The organism is Streptomyces sp. NPDC001153 (genome assembly GCF_053598315.1).
In genome coordinates, this window is the sequence record NZ_JBSFJZ010000046.1 from 1 (window position 1) to 20,215 (window position 20,215).

At 69.8% G+C, this 20,215-nt stretch carries 14 protein-coding genes and 2 pseudogenes; 9 read left to right on the top strand and 7 right to left on the bottom strand.

Annotated elements, in window-relative coordinates; translation table 11 throughout:
* Positions 1-185: 185 nt before the first annotated feature.
* From ACWDEN_RS38095 to ACWDEN_RS38105, 3 genes are all read right to left on the bottom strand, one after another.
* Positions 186-1,085: an FkbM family methyltransferase gene (locus ACWDEN_RS38095; protein WP_450862507.1), complete on the bottom strand. Its 900-nt coding sequence runs from the start codon at positions 1,083-1,085 to the stop codon at positions 186-188.
* Positions 1,086-1,257: 172 nt separating this feature from the next.
* A complete protein-coding gene (locus ACWDEN_RS38100; protein ID WP_450862509.1) occupies positions 1,258-1,725 on the bottom strand; it encodes a hypothetical protein in 468 nt (155 codons plus the stop codon).
* Complete coding sequence (locus ACWDEN_RS38105; protein ID WP_450862512.1) at positions 1,726-3,444, bottom strand: sialidase family protein; 1,719 nt, start codon at positions 3,442-3,444, stop codon at positions 1,726-1,728.
* A 224-nt stretch (positions 3,445-3,668) separates the two neighbouring features.
* Here ACWDEN_RS38105 and ACWDEN_RS38110 point away from each other — a divergent pair.
* Positions 3,669-3,917, top strand: a pseudogene (locus ACWDEN_RS38110) (DUF4291 family protein); the annotation flags it as partial.
* Positions 3,918-4,289: 372 nt separating this feature from the next.
* Here ACWDEN_RS38110 and ACWDEN_RS38115 read toward each other — a convergent pair.
* Complete coding sequence (locus tag ACWDEN_RS38115; protein WP_450862514.1) at positions 4,290-6,035, bottom strand: hypothetical protein; 1,746 nt, start codon at positions 6,033-6,035, stop codon at positions 4,290-4,292.
* A 553-nt stretch (positions 6,036-6,588) separates the two neighbouring features.
* Between ACWDEN_RS38115 and ACWDEN_RS38120 the strand changes: the two genes are divergently transcribed.
* On the top strand, positions 6,589-7,554 hold the full coding sequence (locus tag ACWDEN_RS38120; protein ID WP_351609012.1) for an SDR family NAD(P)-dependent oxidoreductase: 966 nt from the start codon (positions 6,589-6,591) through the stop codon (positions 7,552-7,554).
* A 594-nt stretch (positions 7,555-8,148) separates the two neighbouring features.
* Here ACWDEN_RS38120 and ACWDEN_RS38125 read toward each other — a convergent pair.
* Positions 8,149-8,904: a DeoR/GlpR family DNA-binding transcription regulator gene (locus tag ACWDEN_RS38125; RefSeq protein WP_351609132.1), complete on the bottom strand. Its 756-nt coding sequence runs from the start codon at positions 8,902-8,904 to the stop codon at positions 8,149-8,151.
* Positions 8,905-9,075: 171 nt separating this feature from the next.
* On the opposite strand from ACWDEN_RS38125, the gene ACWDEN_RS38130 reads away from it, so the two are divergent.
* From ACWDEN_RS38130 to ACWDEN_RS38155, 6 genes are all read left to right on the top strand, one after another.
* Positions 9,076-10,308, top strand: coding sequence for an MFS transporter (locus ACWDEN_RS38130; protein ID WP_351609015.1), 1,233 nt, complete (start codon positions 9,076-9,078; stop codon positions 10,306-10,308).
* Entirely contained in the window at positions 10,305-10,910 is a 606-nt protein-coding gene (locus ACWDEN_RS38135; RefSeq protein WP_351609017.1) for an HAD family hydrolase, read from the top strand. The genes ACWDEN_RS38130 and ACWDEN_RS38135 overlap by 4 nt, the downstream gene beginning before the upstream one ends.
* Positions 10,911-11,564: 654 nt before the next feature.
* The gene (locus ACWDEN_RS38140; RefSeq protein ID WP_450862517.1) at positions 11,565-13,646 is read left to right on the top strand and encodes a SpoIIE family protein phosphatase; all 2,082 of its coding nucleotides are present in this window, start codon (positions 11,565-11,567) and stop codon (positions 13,644-13,646) included.
* Between the two features lie 374 nt (positions 13,647-14,020).
* Positions 14,021-14,248 carry a ferredoxin gene (locus tag ACWDEN_RS38145; protein WP_053659297.1) on the top strand — a complete coding sequence of 76 codons (228 nt, stop codon included), beginning with the start codon at positions 14,021-14,023 and terminating at the stop codon, positions 14,246-14,248.
* Entirely contained in the window at positions 14,238-15,632 is a 1,395-nt protein-coding gene (locus tag ACWDEN_RS38150) for an NAD(P)/FAD-dependent oxidoreductase (RefSeq protein ID WP_351609023.1), read from the top strand. The genes ACWDEN_RS38145 and ACWDEN_RS38150 overlap by 11 nt, the downstream gene beginning before the upstream one ends.
* Positions 15,633-15,670: 38 nt before the next feature.
* Positions 15,671-16,879 carry a cytochrome P450 gene (locus ACWDEN_RS38155; protein ID WP_351609026.1) on the top strand — a complete coding sequence of 403 codons (1,209 nt, stop codon included), beginning with the start codon at positions 15,671-15,673 and terminating at the stop codon, positions 16,877-16,879.
* Between the two features lie 426 nt (positions 16,880-17,305).
* Here ACWDEN_RS38155 and ACWDEN_RS38160 read toward each other — a convergent pair.
* Positions 17,306-17,987: pseudogene (locus tag ACWDEN_RS38160) on the bottom strand (IS5/IS1182 family transposase).
* A gap of 203 nt (positions 17,988-18,190) precedes the next feature.
* Positions 18,191-19,207: an extracellular catalytic domain type 2 short-chain-length polyhydroxyalkanoate depolymerase gene (locus ACWDEN_RS38165; protein WP_351609029.1), complete on the bottom strand. Its 1,017-nt coding sequence runs from the start codon at positions 19,205-19,207 to the stop codon at positions 18,191-18,193.
* A gap of 322 nt (positions 19,208-19,529) precedes the next feature.
* On the opposite strand from ACWDEN_RS38165, the gene ACWDEN_RS38170 reads away from it, so the two are divergent.
* A complete protein-coding gene (locus tag ACWDEN_RS38170) occupies positions 19,530-20,177 on the top strand; it encodes a TetR/AcrR family transcriptional regulator (RefSeq protein ID WP_351609032.1) in 648 nt (215 codons plus the stop codon).
* Positions 20,178-20,215: the final 38 nt, after the last annotated feature.

Sequence of the window (20,215 nt, forward strand, 5' to 3'; positions counted from 1 at the left end):
GCCACGAACTGCTGGCGAAAAACGTCGAGGGCACCCGCGCCAAGCTGAAACGCCTGGTCAAACTCGGCATCCTCACCGAGGCCGGCACCGGCAACTTCGCCAGGAAGCAATAGCCGACACAACCTCCACCAGCGTCCTTGCCCCCACCTCAGCCAGAAATGGACATCGCCTTACGAACCGCCCACTTAGGGCCTGACCGCGAACACCATGCCGATGTCGCCGGCCTGCTGCACCGGGTCCTGCTCGGTACTGACCGTGAAGCCGTGCGTGAGGAGGACCTCGCAGACTGTGCCGCGGTTCTGCTGCCAGCGCTCCACCTCGACGACGGCCTGGCGGACAAGCGGCCAATGTCGTTCCTCGATGCCTCTGAGTACATCGAGTTCGGCGCCTTCCACATCGACCTTGAGCAGGTCGATGTGGTCGATGCCTTGCTCGTCGAGCGCTGATGACAGGGGCCTGACCTTCACCCGGTGCGTCTCAAGCCGCCGCATCACCCGCAGCTTACGGCTGACGAGAAGAGTGAGGATGGGAGTGGGTACGCGGCGCAGGACCGCTCCCAGGCCGCCCTGGCGGATCATTTCGACAACGCTGGCGGTGACCCGCCGCCGCTCAGCCTCGATGTTCCCCTGATCCCGCGATGAGGACGAGAAGATCGTGGCGGCCGGAATGTAGCTGAAGTCGAGCTCGTCATCGCGGGACGCCAGGCCGTAAGGGAGCGCGGTCAGACGTCCGTTGAAGAAGTCGCGGGCATTGCGTTCGAGCGTCGCGTGGAGTGGCGGCACCGGCTCGAAGGCGTAGATCCGCACGTCCCCGTCGAGCCGCTCATAGACGGCCGCAGAGAACACACCGATGTTGGCGCCCACGTCGAGTACCGTCGCGCCCGGCGTGCACTCGACGCCGTGGGTGAAGTAGCCGCCCACCTCCTCGCGCAGGAAGGACGCCTCCCAACGATTGATACTGTGCAGTTCAATCGCACGCATGACCATGACAAGTGATTTATCAGGGTTGGTGTCAACAATCCAGCCCGCAGGCTTCACTTCGGCCGCGTCGCTGATCCACAGGGTGTGACACCACCCCATTCTCATACCAACCGTCCTTGGGCAGGCCGGCCAGTCGGGCTCGCCGTGCCCCTGTTCACCAGCGGTCTTCCAGTCCGAGGGGCCACCCTTCGGCCGGCGTCGCACGCGGTGCCGCTCGCCGCGAAAGGTGGCCACTCGCGGTTCCACCGGCCGGGAAGAGGCCTCGGCCGGGCCGAGTTCAGGAGACCATAGACGTCAGGTACGTCAGGTAAACCCCTCCCTCGCAGTCGGGCATCTTCCGCAGTGTCCAGCGGCCCCGGACGGTCGTGGAGGAGAAGTTCGACTCGGCGTCGTCCTTCTCCACCTCACCGTCCTTCGGGGCGTATCCGGCCTTGGGGAGCTGCTTGTGCAGAAAGGCCAGGGTGGCGTCGAAGCCGCTCCGTACGACAGCGGCGACGATCAGCCGGCCGCCGGTGCGGTGCTCCACCGAGGTCACGACCGTGCCCTCGGGCGTCGGCAGATCCTCCGGGAAGTCCTTGGGAAGCGGCAGTGAGGCGGCGGTGGGGCAGCCGTCGGGCACGGAGGCGGCCGTGTACGGCGTGGCACGCAAGGGTCCGGCGTTCCGGGGTGCGGGCGAGCATCCGGTGACGGCCGCCAGACCGAGGACGGCGCCGACCAGCACGGCAGCCGGGGCGAACGGCTTCACCTAGCGGCCTCCCCTGGACTTCTTGTGCTTGCCGGCGACCACGGCGTCGTACGCGCCGTACAGCGTGTTGCCGGAGGACTGGCGGGCGACGGAGGCCAGTGCGTCGTAGTTCTGCGCGCCGCCGGTGGCGCAGGTGCCGGTGCAGCCGTCGGCGTAGGCGGCGAGCACGCGGCCCTGGGCGTCGCGGGTGACATCGATGAAGTCCAGAAGATTGCGGTCCTGGCCGCAGGTGGTGCCGCCCGTGCAGATGGACCCCTTCTGTACCGGGTCGGTCGGGGTGGCGTCGACGGTGACCCAGGACTGGCCGCCGTCGTAGGTGGTGGCCACGTACAGGTGCCAGACGCCCTTGAAGTCGGCCGTGTCCTGGTAGTTGCCCCCGCTCGTGGTGCCCAGGAAGGCGAAGGCGGCGCGGTTGTCGTCGCCCGCGGTCACGGCGGGGAAGACGATGTTCTTGATTCCGAGGGACGCGCCGACGTTCTGGTCGTACAGCCACGTCTTGCCCTTGTCGTGGCTGACGGCGATCCGCGCGGTGCCGTCGCTGTTCTGGTAGCCCATGTACACGGTCCCGGCGGCGCCGATTCCCACACTCGGGTCGGAGTCACCAGGGGTGCTGGACGGGTTCTTGCGGACGGTCCACGTCAGCCCGTTGTCCTCGGACACGGCCACGGCCTGGTTGCCGCCGCAACCCTTGTTGGGCACGTACACCGTGCCGTCCGGGGCGACCTTCACATGCCCGTGCAGGCCGCCACAGTCCAGAAGCGAGTACATCGGAACGGCGGGCCCGTACGTCAGACCGCCGTCCCGGCTGACCGCGCAGGAAGCGTCGGCGATGTCCTGGGAGCAGTAGTAGACGGCGTTCGGGTACGACGTGACGGCGCCCGGCTCGCCCGTGGTGAAGGGGCCGCCACCGATGCTCTGGTGGTCCACTCCGGAGTTGACGCCCGAGCCGCCTGTCGGCGTCCACGTCTCGCCGTCGTCGTCGGTGTAGCAGGTCAGGGCGGTCTTTCCGGCGAGCTGCGACTCGAAGGTGCGGTGGGTGGCCGGGTCGGTGAACAGGATCGGGTCGAGGCTGGTGGTACTGCCCTGGGGGCAGCCGTTGGTCGCGTTCGCGCTCTTGTCCTGCCAGGTGGCGGCGCCGGCGCCGTCGTAGGTGACCTTGAGCGTCGAAGTGTACGCCTGGAACATCGCGGCACCGGTCGCGCGGTCGACGCCGATCGAGGGTTCGCCGGCGTTGTGCGCGTCCTTGATGCTGTCGGGCGCCGAGGAGTTCGCATACGTCGGCGGGGTCGCCGTACTCGGCGGCGGATCGGCCGGATCGGCGACCAGGCTCGCGGTGCCGGTGAAGCTGTCACCGAGCGGCGCGTACGGCACCACGCGCACGGTGTACGACGCCGTCACCGCCGGAAGCAGCACGGTCTCCTGGTCGCTGGAGGAGGCGGAGGCGGCCACCTCGCGGCCGTCCGCATCGAGGACGTACAGGTCGAAGTCGGCGGCGGAGTCCGGCCACTTGACGTCGACGCGCAGGCTGTGACCGGCGTCGTAGCCCACGGGCACTGACACCTTCAGGGTGTAGTCGTCGCAGAGTTGCGCATTCCCGCAGCTCACCGTTCCGGCAGCGCCGGAGACGTTCGGGACGGCGAAGGGACCGGCGCTCCACGTGGTCGTGGGCCCAGTGTCGCTGACCGATCCGGAGGACGGGGTGGCGGCGTCGGCCGACACGCTCGGCAGAGTTCCGGCGATGAGTGCCAGCAACCCGACGGCGAGACGCCCCCGCGACCGCAGGGGGTGGTGAAGACGGAGCGTCGAGAGGAGAGCCACAGGTACCTCGTGGGTTCGCGAGTCGGACCAAGGGCGGTGGTGCGTAGCGGTACAGGTGGTGCCTTCGTCTGCTCTACGAGGAGGCAGGCGGCGTCCGTCGCGAGAAACCGAACTCTCTTCGAAACGGACCGGACACTGCGCAAGGCGTGCACCTCGCCGTCGAGATCTCCCGTGAAGGCTTCGAGTGGGCACTGAAACACGCCTCACGCCTCTACGCCGATGAGTGAACCGTCTCCATCACCGACATCACGTCACTCGCCCACACCATCCACGTTGACGTGGAGAACGGAGACTTGAACGCCGCACGGCAACTGCTGCCCCGTGAACGCCCCTACCCCGGGAGTGAAGGGGGCCTGGCTCACCTGCACCAATGAGCCGATCAGTCAATTGAGATGATCATATCGGCGGCCGACCGGGGCTCTTGTGGGGATAGGTCCACTTACCGGCGATCAGCTCTCGGTGCCGGCGCAGCAGCGTCGCTGGGGTGACGAAGAAGCTGCTCCAGCTCTGTCTGGGCACTCGGGTTTTCACGCGGGACAGGCGGCGCGGCGCGTCGCAGACGCCGCCGCGGCCGGGAGCGGCGTGGCCGGTGCGCGCGCTCGGCAGGAGCTGACGGCGGAGTGGACGCCGGAGGGGGCCCCGCCTCCGGCTCGCTCTCCGCCTCCGGCTCGGCGAAGTTCAGCCGTCGCAGCCCACGGCCTCGTCCGAGGCACACCCGGGGTCATCGTGCTGGGGAGCCGCCGTGACTACTCCGTCGGGTGTAGAGGGCGTTGGGTGTACCGGAGCGCTGGGTGCAGGGAAGCACCGTCGAGAGCTGTGCGGCCGGGGGACGCGAGAGCCGCCGTGGCTGTCGGGGAGCCGTAGCGGTGGCCTTGAGGCTGCTGTGTTGCCGAGGACGGGGAGGCGGAGGCGCTGGTCGGCGCGGTGGCCTGGTTGGTGGCGGTCGGAGCTGCGCCCCTGCCGGCCGACGGGGTGCTCGGTGACGCAGACGGTGTGCTCGGCGACGTGGACGGGGAGGTGCCGGCCGAGGGAGGCGTCCGGCCGAGCGCTGTCAACACGGCGTCGGTGACCACTCCGTCCGCGTTCGTGGTGAGGACGATGGGGTCGGCGGCGCCGAGCAGATGATCGCAGCCCAGGTTCGTGAACGTCTGGTTGGCCCGTGCCGCGAGGAAACCGAAGAGGTTCGGCGCCATGGCCGGGTCCGGCGAGGGCGCCTTCTCGAAGAGCGGCTTGTCCTTGAAGACGCGCTGGATGCCGGCCGGATCGCGGAAGAGGGTGGTGCAGAAGCCCGCTCCGTCACCGTCGGCGCCGGCACCGACCGCGGGCATGTCGACTCCGGTGCGGTACGCGTTGGTCTTCGCGACGCTGCTACGGCCGTCGACGAGCGTCATCGGGTCGTTCCGCGGGACCAGCGCGATCGGCGCCTTCTGGTGTGCCGCGGCGGACAGTTCGTCCAGCGCGAGGGCGGACGTGGCACGGCCGTCGCCGGACTGGTCGGGCGCGGTGAAGGGCTTGCAGCCAAGGGCAGGGTCCATGAACTGGGTCAGCAACAGGTTGTCGCTGCCGTTGGCCAGATCCTTGGGGGCGCGGGTGGTGGTCGACCTGGCCCCGCCGTTGTGCCGGTGGTGTCGGTCGCCGCGGTTGGTCAGCCGGGCGGCATCCTTGAGTGCGGCCCTGCTCGCGGCGTTGTTCTGGGCGATTCGGCCGTGCGCGTCGGCGAGGTAGTGGGTCACCACGTTGTCGCTTCCGTCCTGGTCCACGACGGAGAAGTCCCGCGTGGTCGGGCAGGGCAGGCCGTCCTTGGCTCTCCCGAGTGCCGGAATCCTGAGGTGCCCCTTGGCGATCTGGGCGTTGGCGGCCCGGAAGAACGCCGGCGCATTGCAGTACGCGAACTGGCCGAAGACCGATCCCGGCAGGCCGTTGACACACTGGCCCCGGGCCGGACCGTCCCGACGTCCGCTTGCCCGCAAGCTCAGCTCGGCGCTGTTGAAACCGAACCAGATACCCACGGTCGAGCCGCGCGGCACCGAGGGCCGGGCGGTGGGCGCGGCCGGCTTCGTCCCCTTGTCGATCACCAACGGGTGGTAGAGGGTCAGCTTGCCGTTCGGGGTGACGATCGCGGCTTCCACGAACGCCGACTGGTCGGGGTTGGCCTCGTGGCAGGGTCCCTGCGCCGGGTCGGTCGCGACGAGTCTGTACGGCGTGGCCAGGCCGCGGGCGCTGAGCGGATTGTCCGGCACCAGCAGCGTGCAGTTGGGATCGGGTTTGCGGGCCGCCGCGTCGGACTGCGCGGCGGTTGCCCGGCTTTTTTGCGGGTGGTGCTGGGCACGGACTTCCGCCGCGAACACCGACCCCGCGACGACGGCGAGAATCACGGGGCCGCCGATCAGCGCGAGTGACACCTTCGACAGCTTCCGGTGCCGGGCGTGCTCCCGCCGCGCAGTACGCGACGACTGTGTCAGGTCCTTGCGGGCCACTGCGGTGCTCCTCACTGTGCGTCCTTCCGTGGGGAGTGGCCCACGGTCGCGCGGGCGCACGACGGTCATGACAGTGCGGACCCTTCTGGGCGTGGCGGAGGACGAGCAACCGGATCGCCCCGCACGACGGATCCCATCGCGGTACGTGCCGTGCTCCCGGTCGGTTCAACGGCCGCGCCAGTCATTGCCGAACCTTGAACGAGCGGGAGGCTGAATCCCTGGTCGGCGCACGCTGAAGAGAGGTCAGCCGGATCGGCTCGGGGCGGACCGCGAAGGGGGCATCGTGCCGGGGAGCCATCGTCACTGCTCTGCCGGGTGCAGGGGAGGACAGTCGTGCGGTGATGCCGCCAGGTCGGCAACCGAGCACATCGCGAACCGGAGCGCGCTCGCTCTCCGGGAAAGGGTCCGGGCTGAAGTGCACCAGCCTGTTCCGGGTCTCCTCGCATCCGTTCGACGCACGTGGGCGTACTCGCCCAGGGACAGGCCGTCTGCGGCATGAACTCTTTTCCTGCGGCGGCTCAGGGCGCCGCTTGACTTCGAGTGCCCTCGAATTCGTAGCGTTCCGGGTATGAGCACTGCACAGCACAAGATCGGATCCGGTTTCGGCGCCACCAGCACCGCCGACGACGTCCTGGAGGGCATCGACCTGACCGGAAAGCTTGCCCTCGTCACAGGCGGCTACTCGGGGATCGGCCTGGAGACCACCCGGGCGCTCGCCAAGGCCGGGGCCCAGGTGGTCGTGCCCGCCCGCCGCCCGGCCACGGCCGAACAGGCGCTGTCCGGCATCTCGGGAGTCGAGCTGGACGAGTTGGACCTCGGCGACCTGGACAGCGTGCGCGGTTTCTCCGAGCGGTTCCTCGCCTCCGGACGGACCATCGACATGGTGATCGACAGCGCCGGGATCATGGCATGCCCGGAGACACGGGTGGGGCCCGGCTGGGAGGCCCAGTTCGCCACCAACCACCTCGGTCACTTCGCTCTCGTCAACCGTCTGTGGCCCGCGATCGCGCCGGGCGGCGCCCGGGTCGTCTCCGTCTCCTCTCGCGGGCACCACTTCTCCGGCATCCGCTGGGACGACATCCACTGGCGGCAGGGCTATGACAAGTGGGAGGCCTACGGTCAGGCCAAGACCGCCAACGTCCTGTTCGCCGTGCAGCTCGACAAGCTCGGCCGCGATGCCGGTGTCCGGGCCTTCGCCCTGCACCCCGGCGGCATCATCACCCCGCTCCAACGGCACCTGCCCAAGGAGGAGATGATCGAGCGCGGCTGGATCGACGAGGACGGCAACGTGCTCAACCCCGAGGGTTTCAAGACCCCGCCGCAGGGTGCGGCCACCCAGGTGTGGGCTGCGACCTCGCCGCAGCTGGACGGGCTGGGTGGCGTCTACCTGGAGGACTGCGACATCGCCGAGCCCGCGCCGGAGGACGACGCCGAGCGCTTTGGGGTGAAGGACTGGGCGATCGACCCGGAGCAGGCGGCTCGGCTGTGGGAGGTGTCGGCGGAGCTCACCGGCGTCAACGCGTTCGCCGCCTAGAACTCCCGCGAATCCGTGGCAGGTTCGGGGACGCGGAGTCCCAGGGCCGGCATGGCGTGACTGGTGCGGCCGTTGCCAGGGCCCCGTGGGAATCGCCGACCGTTCGGTGTCACCGCCGGTCGGGTGGTTGATCAGGCCGGCCACGCCCAGTGCCGTACCCCCTAGCACGCGGTTGGTCCCGCCCGGTCGCCGTGCTGGGGGGAACCAGCCTTACGGATACGGTACGGCGGTTGCGGCCGGTCCTGCGGGGTATGCCCGGCGACCGGGCCGGAACGTCTGCCAAGGATGCGCCGACGATGGGAGTCATCCCCCAGCGTCTGCGGATCGGGGCGCAGCCCCTCCTTGATGGCCTTCGAGCCGGGCGGTGGGCAGCCGAAACGAAAGGCGTTGCGCGAGGCAGGAGCCGGCCGCCCCGGACCAGGTGCCAGACATCGACGCGATGACGGACGAGGAACTGCGGAGCGCCGGGAGGGATGCGCACACCGGTCAGGTGGGGCGAGCTTGAACGATGTGTGTTGCCCAGATTCAATCGGTCGCAGCAACATCGACTGTCTGAGCTGATAGCGGCAGGCCGTGACGTACGACCCGGGCAGCTCAGGGCTGCGCATGGACCACCTGTACGCCGCGCTCCCGCATCGTCTCCACGACCGGGTTGTCCGGTGCCGCGTCCGTGACGACCAGGGCGATCTCTTCCAGTGAGCAGACGCGCCCGAGCGCCGTGCGCCCGAGCTTCTCGGCCGTGGCCACCAGGATGACCCGCTGAGCCGAATCGAGAGCCGCCCGTTTCACCCGGACGTCGTCGAGGTTGTACGCGGTGGCTCCGCGGGCCGGGTCCACCCCGCAGCAGCCCAGCACGAAGGTGTCGAAGCACAGGTCTTTGAAGGTCTCGGTGGGCGTGTGGCCGTAGAAGGAGAGCTCTCCGGACCGGACCTGGCCGCCGGGCAGCAGCAACTGGATGCCGGGGTACGAGGACAGGGCGAAGGCGGCGTGCAGCGACAGCGGGGTGACGGTGAACTGCCGGTGCTCCATGGCCTTCGCGACGGCCACCAGGGTCGTACCGGTGTCCAGGGCGATCGTCTCGCCGTCCGTCAGCAGCGACAGCACCTTGCGCGCGAGTCGCTCCTTCGTCTCCATGCCCGACATGGCGCGGATCGCGTACGGCGGTTCCACCCCGCCCGGCAGGTTGCTCACCGCGCCGCCGCGCACCCTGCGCAGGGCACCGCGCGACTCCAGCAGCTCCAGGTCCCGGCGGATCGTCATTTCCGAGGCGCCCGTCTCCCGGGCGAGGTCCGCCACGGTGGCGCGGTTCTCCCGCATGAGCAGCTCGATCACGAAGTTGTGTCTCTCCATCACGTTCACGCCAGCGATGGTATCGGCCGGGCCAGCGGGATGGCGCTTTGCGAACACCTATCCTGTTCAAGTGGTCATAAAGTATGAGAGTGTTGGCGTGCTGATCTCATGTGAACTGCACTTTTCTGGTGGGTCGGATGTGCGTTCACCAGTCGTCCCTTGAGGAGTTCGATGTCCACAGCCCGAAGAGCAGATCCGCCCGGGGCCTCGCGACCACCGCTCACGACCGTGGCGATCGTCGCCTCCTGCGTGGCATTCGTGGTGATCGGAGCCCTTCAGGCCCTGTACGGGCCCGCGATCCCTGCGTTGCGCAAGGACTACGGCATCAGCCCGGCCGTGGCCGGACTCAGCCTGAGTGGACACTTCGCTGCCGCGGTGGTCGGCGTGCTCCTCTACCACCTGCTGCGCGCGCGACTGGGCCATCGGATACTGCTCGGCGCCTCCTACCTGCTCATGGCGATCGGAGCGGTAGGCTTCGCCCTCGCGCCCGACTGGCCCCTGGCCCTGGTCGGCACCTTGGTCATCGGCCTCGGCTTCGGCGGTGTCGACTACGGTCTCAACCAGTTGTTCGCCATGGCCTTCGGCCGTCGCAGCACCGCGATGCTCAACCTGCTCAACGGCCACTTCGGCGTGGGTGCGATCGCGGGGCCCGCCCTGGTGGGATGGCTCGGTGCCGAGCGCTACCCGGGCATCTTCCTGGGCGTCGCCGCCGTCTGTGTGCTCATTCTGTTCACACTCCGCGGCGTGCCCTCCCGGGAACCCCGGCCCGTCGCCGAGGCCGCTGCCGGCACGGGTGCGCGCGTCGCGCCGATCATCGCCGCGTTCATCGGCGTCTACGTGCTGCACGTGGCCATCGAGACCGGAGTCGGCGGATGGGAGCCCACCCATCTGGAGACCGTGGGCTATGCCGCCGCTACCGCCGCCACCGCCACGTCGGCGTACTGGGCCGCCATGACCATCGGCCGCTTCGTCGTGGTCCCGCTCTGCCTGCGCTTCTCGGCACCAGCGATCCTCACCGCGTGCTGCGCGGGCATGGCGGGATTCCTGCTGCTGGCGACACTTCCCTCGGTGGCGCCCTACGCCTACTTCGGGGTGGGCCTCGCCATCGCGCCGATCTTCCCCACGTGTCTGCCCTGGCTGAACCGGGCGGTGCCGAGCGTCGCCGCGGCCGGCGCCTATGTGATGGCCGCGTCGATGATCGGCGGCGTCGCCTTCCCGCCCCTGCTCGGTGTGGTGATCGACGGTCTGGACGTCAAGGCGCTCCCGGTCGTCCTGTTCGCCCTGGCCGGCAGCTGCCTGTTGCTCGGCTTCTGGCTGCGCCGCAATGCCCCCGATCCCGACGGGCTGCCCGCATCGAGCCCCGGCTCAGCCGAGACCACAAGCCCTTCGGAGGTACAGGCGTGAAAGCCGTCCTGTTCGACATGTTCGGAGTCCTGGCCCGAGTCCAGTCCCCGGAGTCACAAGCCGCGATCGAACGAACAGCAGGTGTGAGCGGAAAGCGTTTCTGGGACGCCTACTGGTCACTGCGTCACTCGTACGACCGCGGTGACATCCTGGGCTCCGCCTACTGGCAGCGCGTGGGTGAACGCCTCGGCATGCCCTTCACCGGCCGGCAGGTCGAGGATCTGATCGCCGCCGACCTGGCCGGCTGGAGCGAGGTGGACCAGGAGAGCGTGGACTTTCTGGCCGAGCTGGCCGACGGTGGAACGCGTCTCGGACTCCTCTCCAACATCCCGGAAGAACTCGCCGCCCACTACGAGGACACCCAAAAGTGGCTCGGCCATTTCAGCGTGGTCGGACTGTCCTGCCGGATCGGCAGCGCCAAACCGGAACCGGCCGCCTACGAGTGGTGCAGCCGTGAACTCGGGCTGCCCGCCGAGGAGATCCTGTTCGTGGACGACCGCTCCGACAACGTTCAGGCCGCCCGCCGGGTCGGCATGCGCGGCCACCTGTTCACGGGCGTCGGGGCCCTCGCCGCGGCGCTGGAGGAGGGGAACACCGGGTGACGTCGGCGCCTCTCCTGCTCGTCCTGTGCGGTGCGGTACGGGTGAGGACGGATCCTGGCCTTGGCGGTCCCGGCCCGAAGCCGGACGCGCCGTCGTCGGGGCAGCGCTGTTCGAACTCGCCGTCGCGCGGCGGCTGGAGCTGTCCGACGACCGCGTTGTGCCATGTGGCGGTGGGCAGTCCCATGGCATGGTGCAGGACGAGGTGCTCCGTCGCGTCGGCGCGGCCTTCCGTGAGCGGCCGCCCTGGGAGTGAGCGGAGTCGCTCGGCCCCGAAGCGCTGCAGCCTGTCGAGGAGGAATGTGCCGGAGCCGCCGCGCTCGGCGCGCGTGTGAGCGCGGCGAGGGCGCGGGTGCGTCGCGCCGCCGAACGACCCGACGTCTCGGACACCTCGGCCCTGGCGGTCGCCGTGCTACTGATCGCCGCCCGCCAGGGACACCTCGTGCGGCCGACGGCCCTGCCCGCGGACCGGGCGCGCCACGCGGCACAGGCGATCGCGCTGTTGGCACGCGGCGTGCCGCATGTCGAACCGGGCACCGGGCAGTGCCTCGGCCGCGGTGCGGCGAGCGCGCTGGGGCGCCACGTCCGAGACGTCTCGCGAGACGGGGAGCGGCGTACAGGGGCCAGGTGCAGGCTGGATCGTGGAGGTGGGTTGCCGTGGCCCAAAACGAAGCCGTCTCGCCGGGCGAGGGCGCTGCAGTACTGGAGGCTCTGTTCCACCAGTCGCCCACAGGCCTGTTGATCTTGGATACGGAGCTGCGCATCCTGCGGATCAACCTCACCAGGCCGGCTCTGCACGAGGCGCCTGGTGAACAGATCGTGGGCCGACACGTCACCGACGTGTACGACCTTTCCGCACCTGGTGAGGTGGAGGCGATGCTGCACAGCGTGCTGGAGAGCGGCACCCCCGAAGGGGGGCGCCTCGTGGCGGTGCGTCCGAAGGGTGCACCGGGGCCGGAGTACCTGTTCTCCGTCTCAGCATTTCGGCTGGAGGACTCGCAGGGGAGGATCTGGGGGGTGCTGACGCAGATGCTCGATGTCACCGAACGCGAAAAGGTGGGCGCCCGCATACGTGTCCTCAGCTCGGTGCGCGAGCACGTGGGGCGCACCCTCAACGTGGTGGCCACCTGCCAGGAACTGGTGCAGGCAGTGGTGCCGGACCTCGCCGACATCGCCGTGGTGGAAGTGGTGGACGCCGTGGTACGCGGCGAGGAACCTCCCCCATGCCCTCTGGGACCGGAGGTGCCACTGCGCCGTGCCGCCTTCGGTCACAGCGGCGGCGAGGAGCAGATCGGGGCCCATCCGGTGGGCGACGTGCGCGCTCTGCCAGCCCCCACGCCCTACGCCCAGACGCTGACCGACCTCAAACCCCGCCTCGTCGCCCTGACACCCGACACGCCCTGGCTGGCAGCGGACCCGCCACGCGCCGAGGCGATCCGCGCATCTGGTGCCCGCCTTCTCATCACCGCACCTTTGACGCTGCGCGGAACCGTGCTGGGACTGCTGAGCCTGTACCGCACCAACCGTGTCGACGCGTACGACAAGGACGACGTCACCCTCGCCCGCGCGGTGGCCGCTCACACCGCGCTGTGCATCGACAACGCCCGTCGCTACACCCGCGAACACACCATCGCTCTGACGGTCCAGCGTCACCTGCTGCTGTCCCACCCTGACACGCGGACCACCGTGGAAACCGCGCACCTGCACGTGCCGTCCGAGGTGGGGGGAGGCAGCGGGTTCGACACCTTCGACCTGTCCGGCGCCCGCACTGCACTGGTGGTCGGCGAAGTCGCCGGCCAAGGCCTCCACGCGGCCACCACCATGGGACAGCTAGGGACTGCCGCCCGCTCCCTGGCCGCTCTCGACCTGGAGCCCGACGAGCTCCTCGCCCGCCTGAACGACACCGCCATCAGCCTCGCCGAGGAACGCGCAGCCCTGCCGCCCGGCGAGCCCGTGCCACTCACGGCAAGCTGCGTGTACGCGGTCCACGACCCGCTCGCCCAGACCTGCACCATCGCCCTGGCCGGCCATCCTCCACCCGTCATCGCCCATCCCGACGGGACCACCGAGATGCCCGACCTGCCCGCCGGACCTCCCCTGGGCACCGCCGAGGGACCCCCCTTCGCCGCCACCACAATCTCCGTCGCCGACGGCAGCGTCCTCGCCTTCTACACCGCGTCACTGCTGCGAACCTCCCCGTCACCGGACACCCTCCAACGGGTCCTGGCCCACCCTGAGCGGCCACTGCAGGATCTGTGCGATGACGTGCTCTACCGGCTGCGGAACGACACCCGCCACGGCGACGTCATCCTCCTTCTCGCCCGCGCCCACCCGTTCCCCGCCGACCAGCTCGCCACGTGGCATCTCGACCACCACCCCCGAGCCGTTGCCGCGGCGCGTACCCACGTCCGCCACCAGCTCATCCTTTGGGGAGTCGATGAGGAGACCGCCTACACCACCGAAATGATCGTCAGCGAACTGGTCACCAACGCCATCCGCTACGGCACCCCGCCTGTCCGGTTGCAGCTCATCAAGGACCGCACCCTCACCTGCGAGGTCCACGACAGCAATTCCCTCGCGCCACGGCTGCGCCACGCGAAGACGATCGACGAAGGCGGGCGCGGCTTGTTCATCATCGCCCAACTCGCACAGAACTGGGGCGTCCGCTACACGCTCGACGGCAAGTCCGTCTGGGCCGAGCAGACCCTGCCGCCCGTAACCACAGCCCGTCCCCAGTAGCGGCCGGTTTGTCCCGACAGGCATCGTTCGGCGCCGGTCCGGAGTTCCCGCGGAACCGCCCCACTCAGACTGCGGACCCGGCAAGGAGCCAGGCCAGATGTGAAGGGCGTCGCGGCGGCCGGAGGGGAGCCAGCGCCTACGGCCGCCCGAGTCGCGCCCCCGCCCATCCGTCCGGCGTTCAGGCGGCCGACAGCGCCTCGTCTCCCTTACGGTTGGCCGGTCGGGTGCGCATCGGCCTGCCCGGCAGCCTTCGCCTTGCGAGCGCCCTGCGCACGGGCCCATCCTGAAAGAGGCATGCCGACCACCGTATGGACCGAGCGCAGACGGCTGCGGGCCCGGCGGCGACCGCGGCCCGTGCAGGGAGCGGGTTCCTGATGAGGCTTGTCGTCGATCTCAACCGGTGCCAGGGATTCGCACAGTGCGTCTTTCTCGCCCCGGACGTCTTCTCCCTCCACGGGGAAGAAGCGCTGCTGTTCTCGCCTCGCTTCGACGAGGCACAACGTGACCGGGTGGAGAAGGCCGCTGCCGCCTGCCCGGTCCAGGCCATCCTGGTCGACTACTCCGACGAGCCGACGAAGCGGGTCGAGCCCCATGTCGGCTGACACGGACGTCCAGGTCCTGCGGCGTCAGGGTCGCATCGTCGTGGTCGGTGCCTCGCTGGCCGGTCTGCGCGCGGCGGAGACCCTGCGCGAGCAGGGCTTCACCGGATCGCTGACCATGATCGGCGACGAGCCGTACGAGCCCTACGACCGGCCGCCGCTGTCCAAGCAGGCACTGCTCGGGCGCGCCCGGCCCGAGGACACCGCGCTGCCGCGGCGGCGCGACATCGACGCGGAATGGCGTCTGGGTATCGCGGCCGAGAGCCTCGACCGGGCCGCCAAGCAGGTACGCCTGACGAACGGCGAAACCGTCCCCTACGACCGCCTGCTGATCACGACCGGGACCAGGGCGCGGCCCTGGTTCCACCCGGAAGAGGCCGCGCTGGACGGAGTGTTCGTGCTGCGTACGCGCGACGACTCCGCACGCCTGCGCCGGAAGCTGACCGGGGGCGTGTCCAGGGTGCTGGTGATCGGCGCCGGTTTCACGGGCTCGGAGGTCGCCTCCGCCTGCCGCGAGCTGGGCCTCGATGTCACGGTCGCCGAACGCGGCCCGGCGCCGCTGGTGGGCGCGCTCGGCGGAGTGATCGGCGCGGTCGCGGACAGGCTGCAGCGGGAGCACGGGGTCGACCTGCGCTGCGGCGTCAGCGTCACCGCCCTGGAGGGCGACGATGTGGGACGGCTCAGGCGCGCCCATCTGTCCGACGGTTCGGCGGTCGACGTTGAGGTGGCGGTCGTCTCGCTCGGTGCCATGCGGAACACGGAATGGCTCGCCGGCTCGGGGGTGGCCGCGGGTCCCCGGGGGATCGCGTGCGACGCCGGGTGCCGGGTGTTCGACGTCAACGGCATCGTCACCGACGACATCTACGCCGCAGGGGACGTGGCCCGCAGCCCGCACCCGCTGTTCGACTACCAGTTCCTGGCGCTGGAGCACTGGGGCAACGCGGTCGAGCAGGCCGAGATCGCCGCCCACAACATGATCTGTGCGGGTCCGGATCGCCGTCCGCACCTGTGGCTGCCGATGTTCTGGTCCTCCCAGTTCGGTGTCAACATCAAGTCGGTGGGTGTCCCCTCGCTGGGCGACCAACTGGTGGTCGCCCAGGGGTCGCTCGCCGAGGAGCGGTTCGTTGCGGTGTACGGGTACCGCGGCCGCGTCATCGCCGCGGCGTCCTTCGACGGAGCCAAGTGGCTGGGGTTCTACGAGCAGCAGATCGCGTCCGGCGCGCCGTTCCCGCCGCAGTACCGCACGGTCGACCGCCGGACCGAGACGCTGCAGCCGGTCGACCCGGCCTTCCCTGACCCCCATCTGCCCACCCATGGGGCCACGGTCACGCTGACGGGTCACTCGCCGAGCGAGCGGCGTGTCGCGTTCGTTCCGGCGCATGTCTGACCATCGCCCTGTACCGCCCGGAGCCCTCAGGAGTCACCATGACGTCCGGCACGCTCGTCGCGCAGATCACCGACTACGCCAATCGGGCCGATCCGTACCCGCTCTACGCGGAACTGCGCAAGCAACCGGTCAGGCGGGAGGACGACGGCTCCTACCTGGTCAGCACCTACCACGAGGTGCGGAGCCTGGCCAACGACCCGCGGCTGAGCAACGACACGAGCAACCGCCCGTCCGGCTACGCCCGCGTCGGGCAACCGGATCCGGAGACCGGTCTGCCGCCCAGCTTCATCTTCACCGACCCGCCCGTGCACGACCGGCTGCGCGACACCATCAACCGGCCGTTCGGTCCCCCGCACAGCCCCAGGTTCCTCGACGGCCTGCGCGGAGAGCTGGCCAAGGTGGTCACCGAGCTGCTCGACGCCTTCGAAGGCAAGGACCAGGTCGACATCGTCGAGGACTTCTCCTACCCCCTCCCCGTCACCGCCATCTGCAAGGTCCTCGGCGTCCCGCGCGAGGACGAACCGCGCTTCCACGGCTGGGCCGATGCCCTGGCCTCGTCCCTCGATCCCCACCCCGGCGACGACGGCGGCCAGGAAAAGGGACAGCGGGCCCGCCAGGAGCTGGGCGCCTACCTGGCCGATCTGATCGAGACCAAACGCCGTCACCTCGGCCCCGGGATACTCAGCGCGCTCGCCCCCGACATGACACCGGCCGACCTGGAGGCCACCGCGGTGCTGCTCCTGGTCGCCGGCCACGAGACCACCGTCAACGCCATCAGCAACACGACCCTCACCCTGCTGCGCCACCCCGACGTCCTCCACCGGTTCCAGAAGGAGCCGAAGCTGGCCGTCCCGCTCATCGAGGAGGTGCTGCGGTACGAGTCCCCGGTCCAGTTCATCCCATTCACCACCGCCCTGGCCGATATCGAGGTCGCCGGCACCACGATCCCGGCCGGCTCGCCGGTCTGGCTCATGCTGGCCGCGGCCAACCGCGACCCCCAACGCTTCCGGGACCCCGACCGGTTCGACCCCGACCGCAAGGACAACGAGCACCTGGGCATGTACACCGGCATCCACTACTGCTTCGGCGCCCCGCTCGCCCGCATCGAACTCCACGCGGCCATCCCCGAATTGTTCCGCCGGGTCAAGTTCTCCGGACTGCTGGAGGACCCGCCGCCGTACCGCGCCAACGCGGTGCTGCGTGGCCCCCGGCACCTTCCCGTGGCGATAGAAGGCCTCGTGCCCTGAGCACCGCCACAAGGGCCGGGAGAACTGGACCAGCTGGACCGGAGCAGAGAGAAGGGCCCGGCCGAGTACGGCGCTTGCTGACACCGTTGTCGCGCACCGTCGTTCCCTGTCCGGTCGCCGCGGTCTGCCCGGCGCACTGGAGTGGGGCTCTGCGAGTGGCGTGGCTGATACGACGCGCTCATGGGCCGCTTCCACTGCCGGCCTCTCCGTCGCCTTTTGCGTCCGCTGCCGGTCGTGGCGTGACGTTCCCAGCGAACGGCGACCCCGCCAAGGTCGCCAAGGTCGTACTCACCGTCGCCGACCTCGACGAACCCCCGCTGCGTCTGCTGCTGGGCACCGACGCCTACACCTACGGACGTGCCGCCGTAGCGGACGGCGAGCCCCCGCCGGTCTTTGGTCTCGGGGGCCGCGCAGGCGGGCGGCTGGTCATGGTGGGCGTTGTGGGCGTGTGTCCCAGCGGTGGGTGGTCCGGGCCCGGCGGATCAGGCTACGGATGATGATGATCGTGTCGGCGAGGTCGAAGAACGCCTCGATGACGCGGATCTGCCGTTCGTGGCGGCGTGCGATCCGGTGGAAGGCCGTCCCCTTGCGGGCGATCCGGCCGTGCGGCCCGCGCTCGCCGAGCAGGGTGCGTGACTTCGCCGAATCGTATCCGGAGTCGAGGTGCACGGTGATCTCGTCCGGTAGTGGCCCAAGTTCGGTCAGTAGGCCCAGAGTTGGTGCCAGGAGCGGCGAGTCGTGGCAGTTGGCGCCGAGCAGGACGCGGCCGAGTGGGATGCCGTAGCCGTCGGTCACGCCCGACCGCTTCATGCCTTGCTTGCCCCGGTCGACCGGCGAGCCACCGGCCGCTTCACCGCCGCCTGGGGCCTTGCTGATGGCGCCGTCCACGGCGATCTGGTCCAGGACGAGACCGACGATGCGGTCGTAGGCGTCGAGCGACATCTGCCTCAGCCGGGCGAACATCCCCAGGCGTATCCACTCGTGCCGGCGGCCCCGGAAGGAATTGGAGCAGCCTGTCGAAGACGATCCGGTCGCTGATCCGGCGTCGGTGGCAGCCCAGCGGGTGGGTCGCAGCAAACTCGGGTCGCTGCGGCAGCAGCGCGGCGATGGGTGCTCGAGCGGGCGGTGTCGTCGGCGCGTGCGCATCGCGAGTGTTCCGGACGGACCGGCCGATGCGCGGGAGTCACGGTGGTCTCCGTGATCCCGCTTGGCGCGTCGGCCGCGACCATGGACGTTCGGAAGCGGCGGTCAGCCGATCGGTGACCACGACCGGACCGTGGAACCGAAGGGATCGGCGAGCATGCGCGCCGATCAGCCGCCGAGGGCGTGGACCATGTCGACGATGGCGGTCATCTGGGGGGCGCTTCTGACCGCGAAGTCGGAGCCGGTGTAGCCGAACCAGTCCCAGCAGCCTTGCGGGTTGAGGGGCCAGACGCTGGAAACCGCCTGCGGGTAGAGGACGACGAGGTCGTTGGTGTCGGCGTAGGTATCGAGGTTGCCCCTCTCGGCGAAGGCGGTGCCGAGGAGTTGCTGGGCGGACAGGCAGCCGTGCAGGGCGACCACCAGCTTGCAGGGCGCGCCCTGGGCGCAGTTGGGCGGGACGTACAGCTGGCCGGTGTCGTCCATGGACACGGCGCGGGCGGAGCCACCGGGGACGTAGGCGTTCTGGTCGAAATGGGTGAGCGAGCCCTGCGGAGTGCCGGTGTTCCGCGGATTGACCGTGCCCAGCCAGGTGGTGAGCATCTCGCGCTGCGGGTCGTCATGGCAGTTGTTCAGGAACGGGGGCAGGGTGAGTGCACAGGGGACGACGCCGTCGGGCGTGGGCCAGGAGTGCCCGGCCGGATCCCAGTTGTGGTACGTGACGTGGGCGCCGAAGTGCTCGTAGAAGTCGACACCGGCCCGGGAGACGAGCGGGTTGACGACCGGGTCGAGGTAGCCGTGGTAGGTGTAGACCGGCTTGCCCGCCAGGTTGGAGACCGGGTCGATGCGCCCCTGGGCCGCCCAGTCGGTGGCCTGCTGCTCCAGTTGGCCGACGCCGAGGCCGAGATCACAGGTGACAAGGTCGACGACCTTGCCCTGGCCGCAGTCGTACGGACCGGCGGCGACGATTCCGGCACCGTCGAAGGTGCCGGAGTAGGCGACCTGGAGCTGGGTGGCCATGAAGCCGCCGGAGGAGACGCCGGTGACGTAGGTGCCGGTGATGTCCAGGCTCGGCAGCGGTGGGGCGGCGGCCTCGGCGGGAGCGGAAAGGCCGAGGGTGGACAGGGTCGCCGCGGTGCCGAGCACAGCAACGGCGCGGACGGCTCTGCGCAGGGAGCGGAACCTCATTGTGCACACTCCGTGTGGGTGAAGGACGGTGCCGCCGGTGCGGGCGGGCCCGAGGCGACGGAACGGCGGCCGGTCCTGGAGCCCTTGGGCGTCCCGCCGGACAAGCCGTCGGACGGTTGCTGCGGGATGCGGGGCGGGGCTGGTCACCGGAAGGTCCCTCGGGTGTCACGCTCGGCTGCCGGTCGGACAGTTCGGTCAGATTGCCAACCAATCGATTGGTTGTTTCAGCTTCGTTGCGAGCTACCTTCCGGCTTCTGCGCTAGGGTGTCAACCAATCGATTGGTTGGAACTCGCAGGAGTATTGGAACTCGCAGGAGTAGCAGTGGAACTTCCCGCCTGGGAGCCCCGCCGGGTCGTGGCGATGGGCGCCGTCCTGCCCGATGGGGTGACGCCGGCCGGTACGCGCGGGCGGATCCTGCAGGCGGGCCTGGAACTGTTCGCCGAGTCCGGCTTCGCCGGCGCCTCGATCCGGCAGATCGCGGGCATCGTCGGCATCAACTCCGCGACTCTGTACGCGCACTATCCCTCCAAAGGGCACGTGCTCGCCGCGTTGGTCCGCATCGGCCACGAGGAGATGCTGGCCCGCCTCACCGAGGCCGCGGACGCCACCCGGGACGACAGTGCCGGCCGGCAGCTGGCCGCCCTGGTCCGCGCCCACGTGCTGCTCCACACCGACTATCCGCTGCTGGCCGTCGTCACCAACAGCGAACTGCACGCCCTCGCCCCCGATCTCGCCGAGCCTTCGCTCGAACTGCGCGAACGGTGCCGCCGTATGCTTGCCGATGTCCTCGAACTCGGCGTGGAATCAGGCGAGTTCAGCCTCGACGACCCGGTGATGGCGGTGACCGCGATCGGCGGCCTCGGAGTGCAGGTCGCCCAGTGGTTCGGGCCCGCCCTCGACCGTACCCGCGAACAAGTCGCCGACCAGTACGCGCAGTTCGCGCTGCGCATGGCCGGCGTCCACCGCTGAGCGTTCGCCCCGTCCGCCCCTCGAGCCCAGGAGCGACC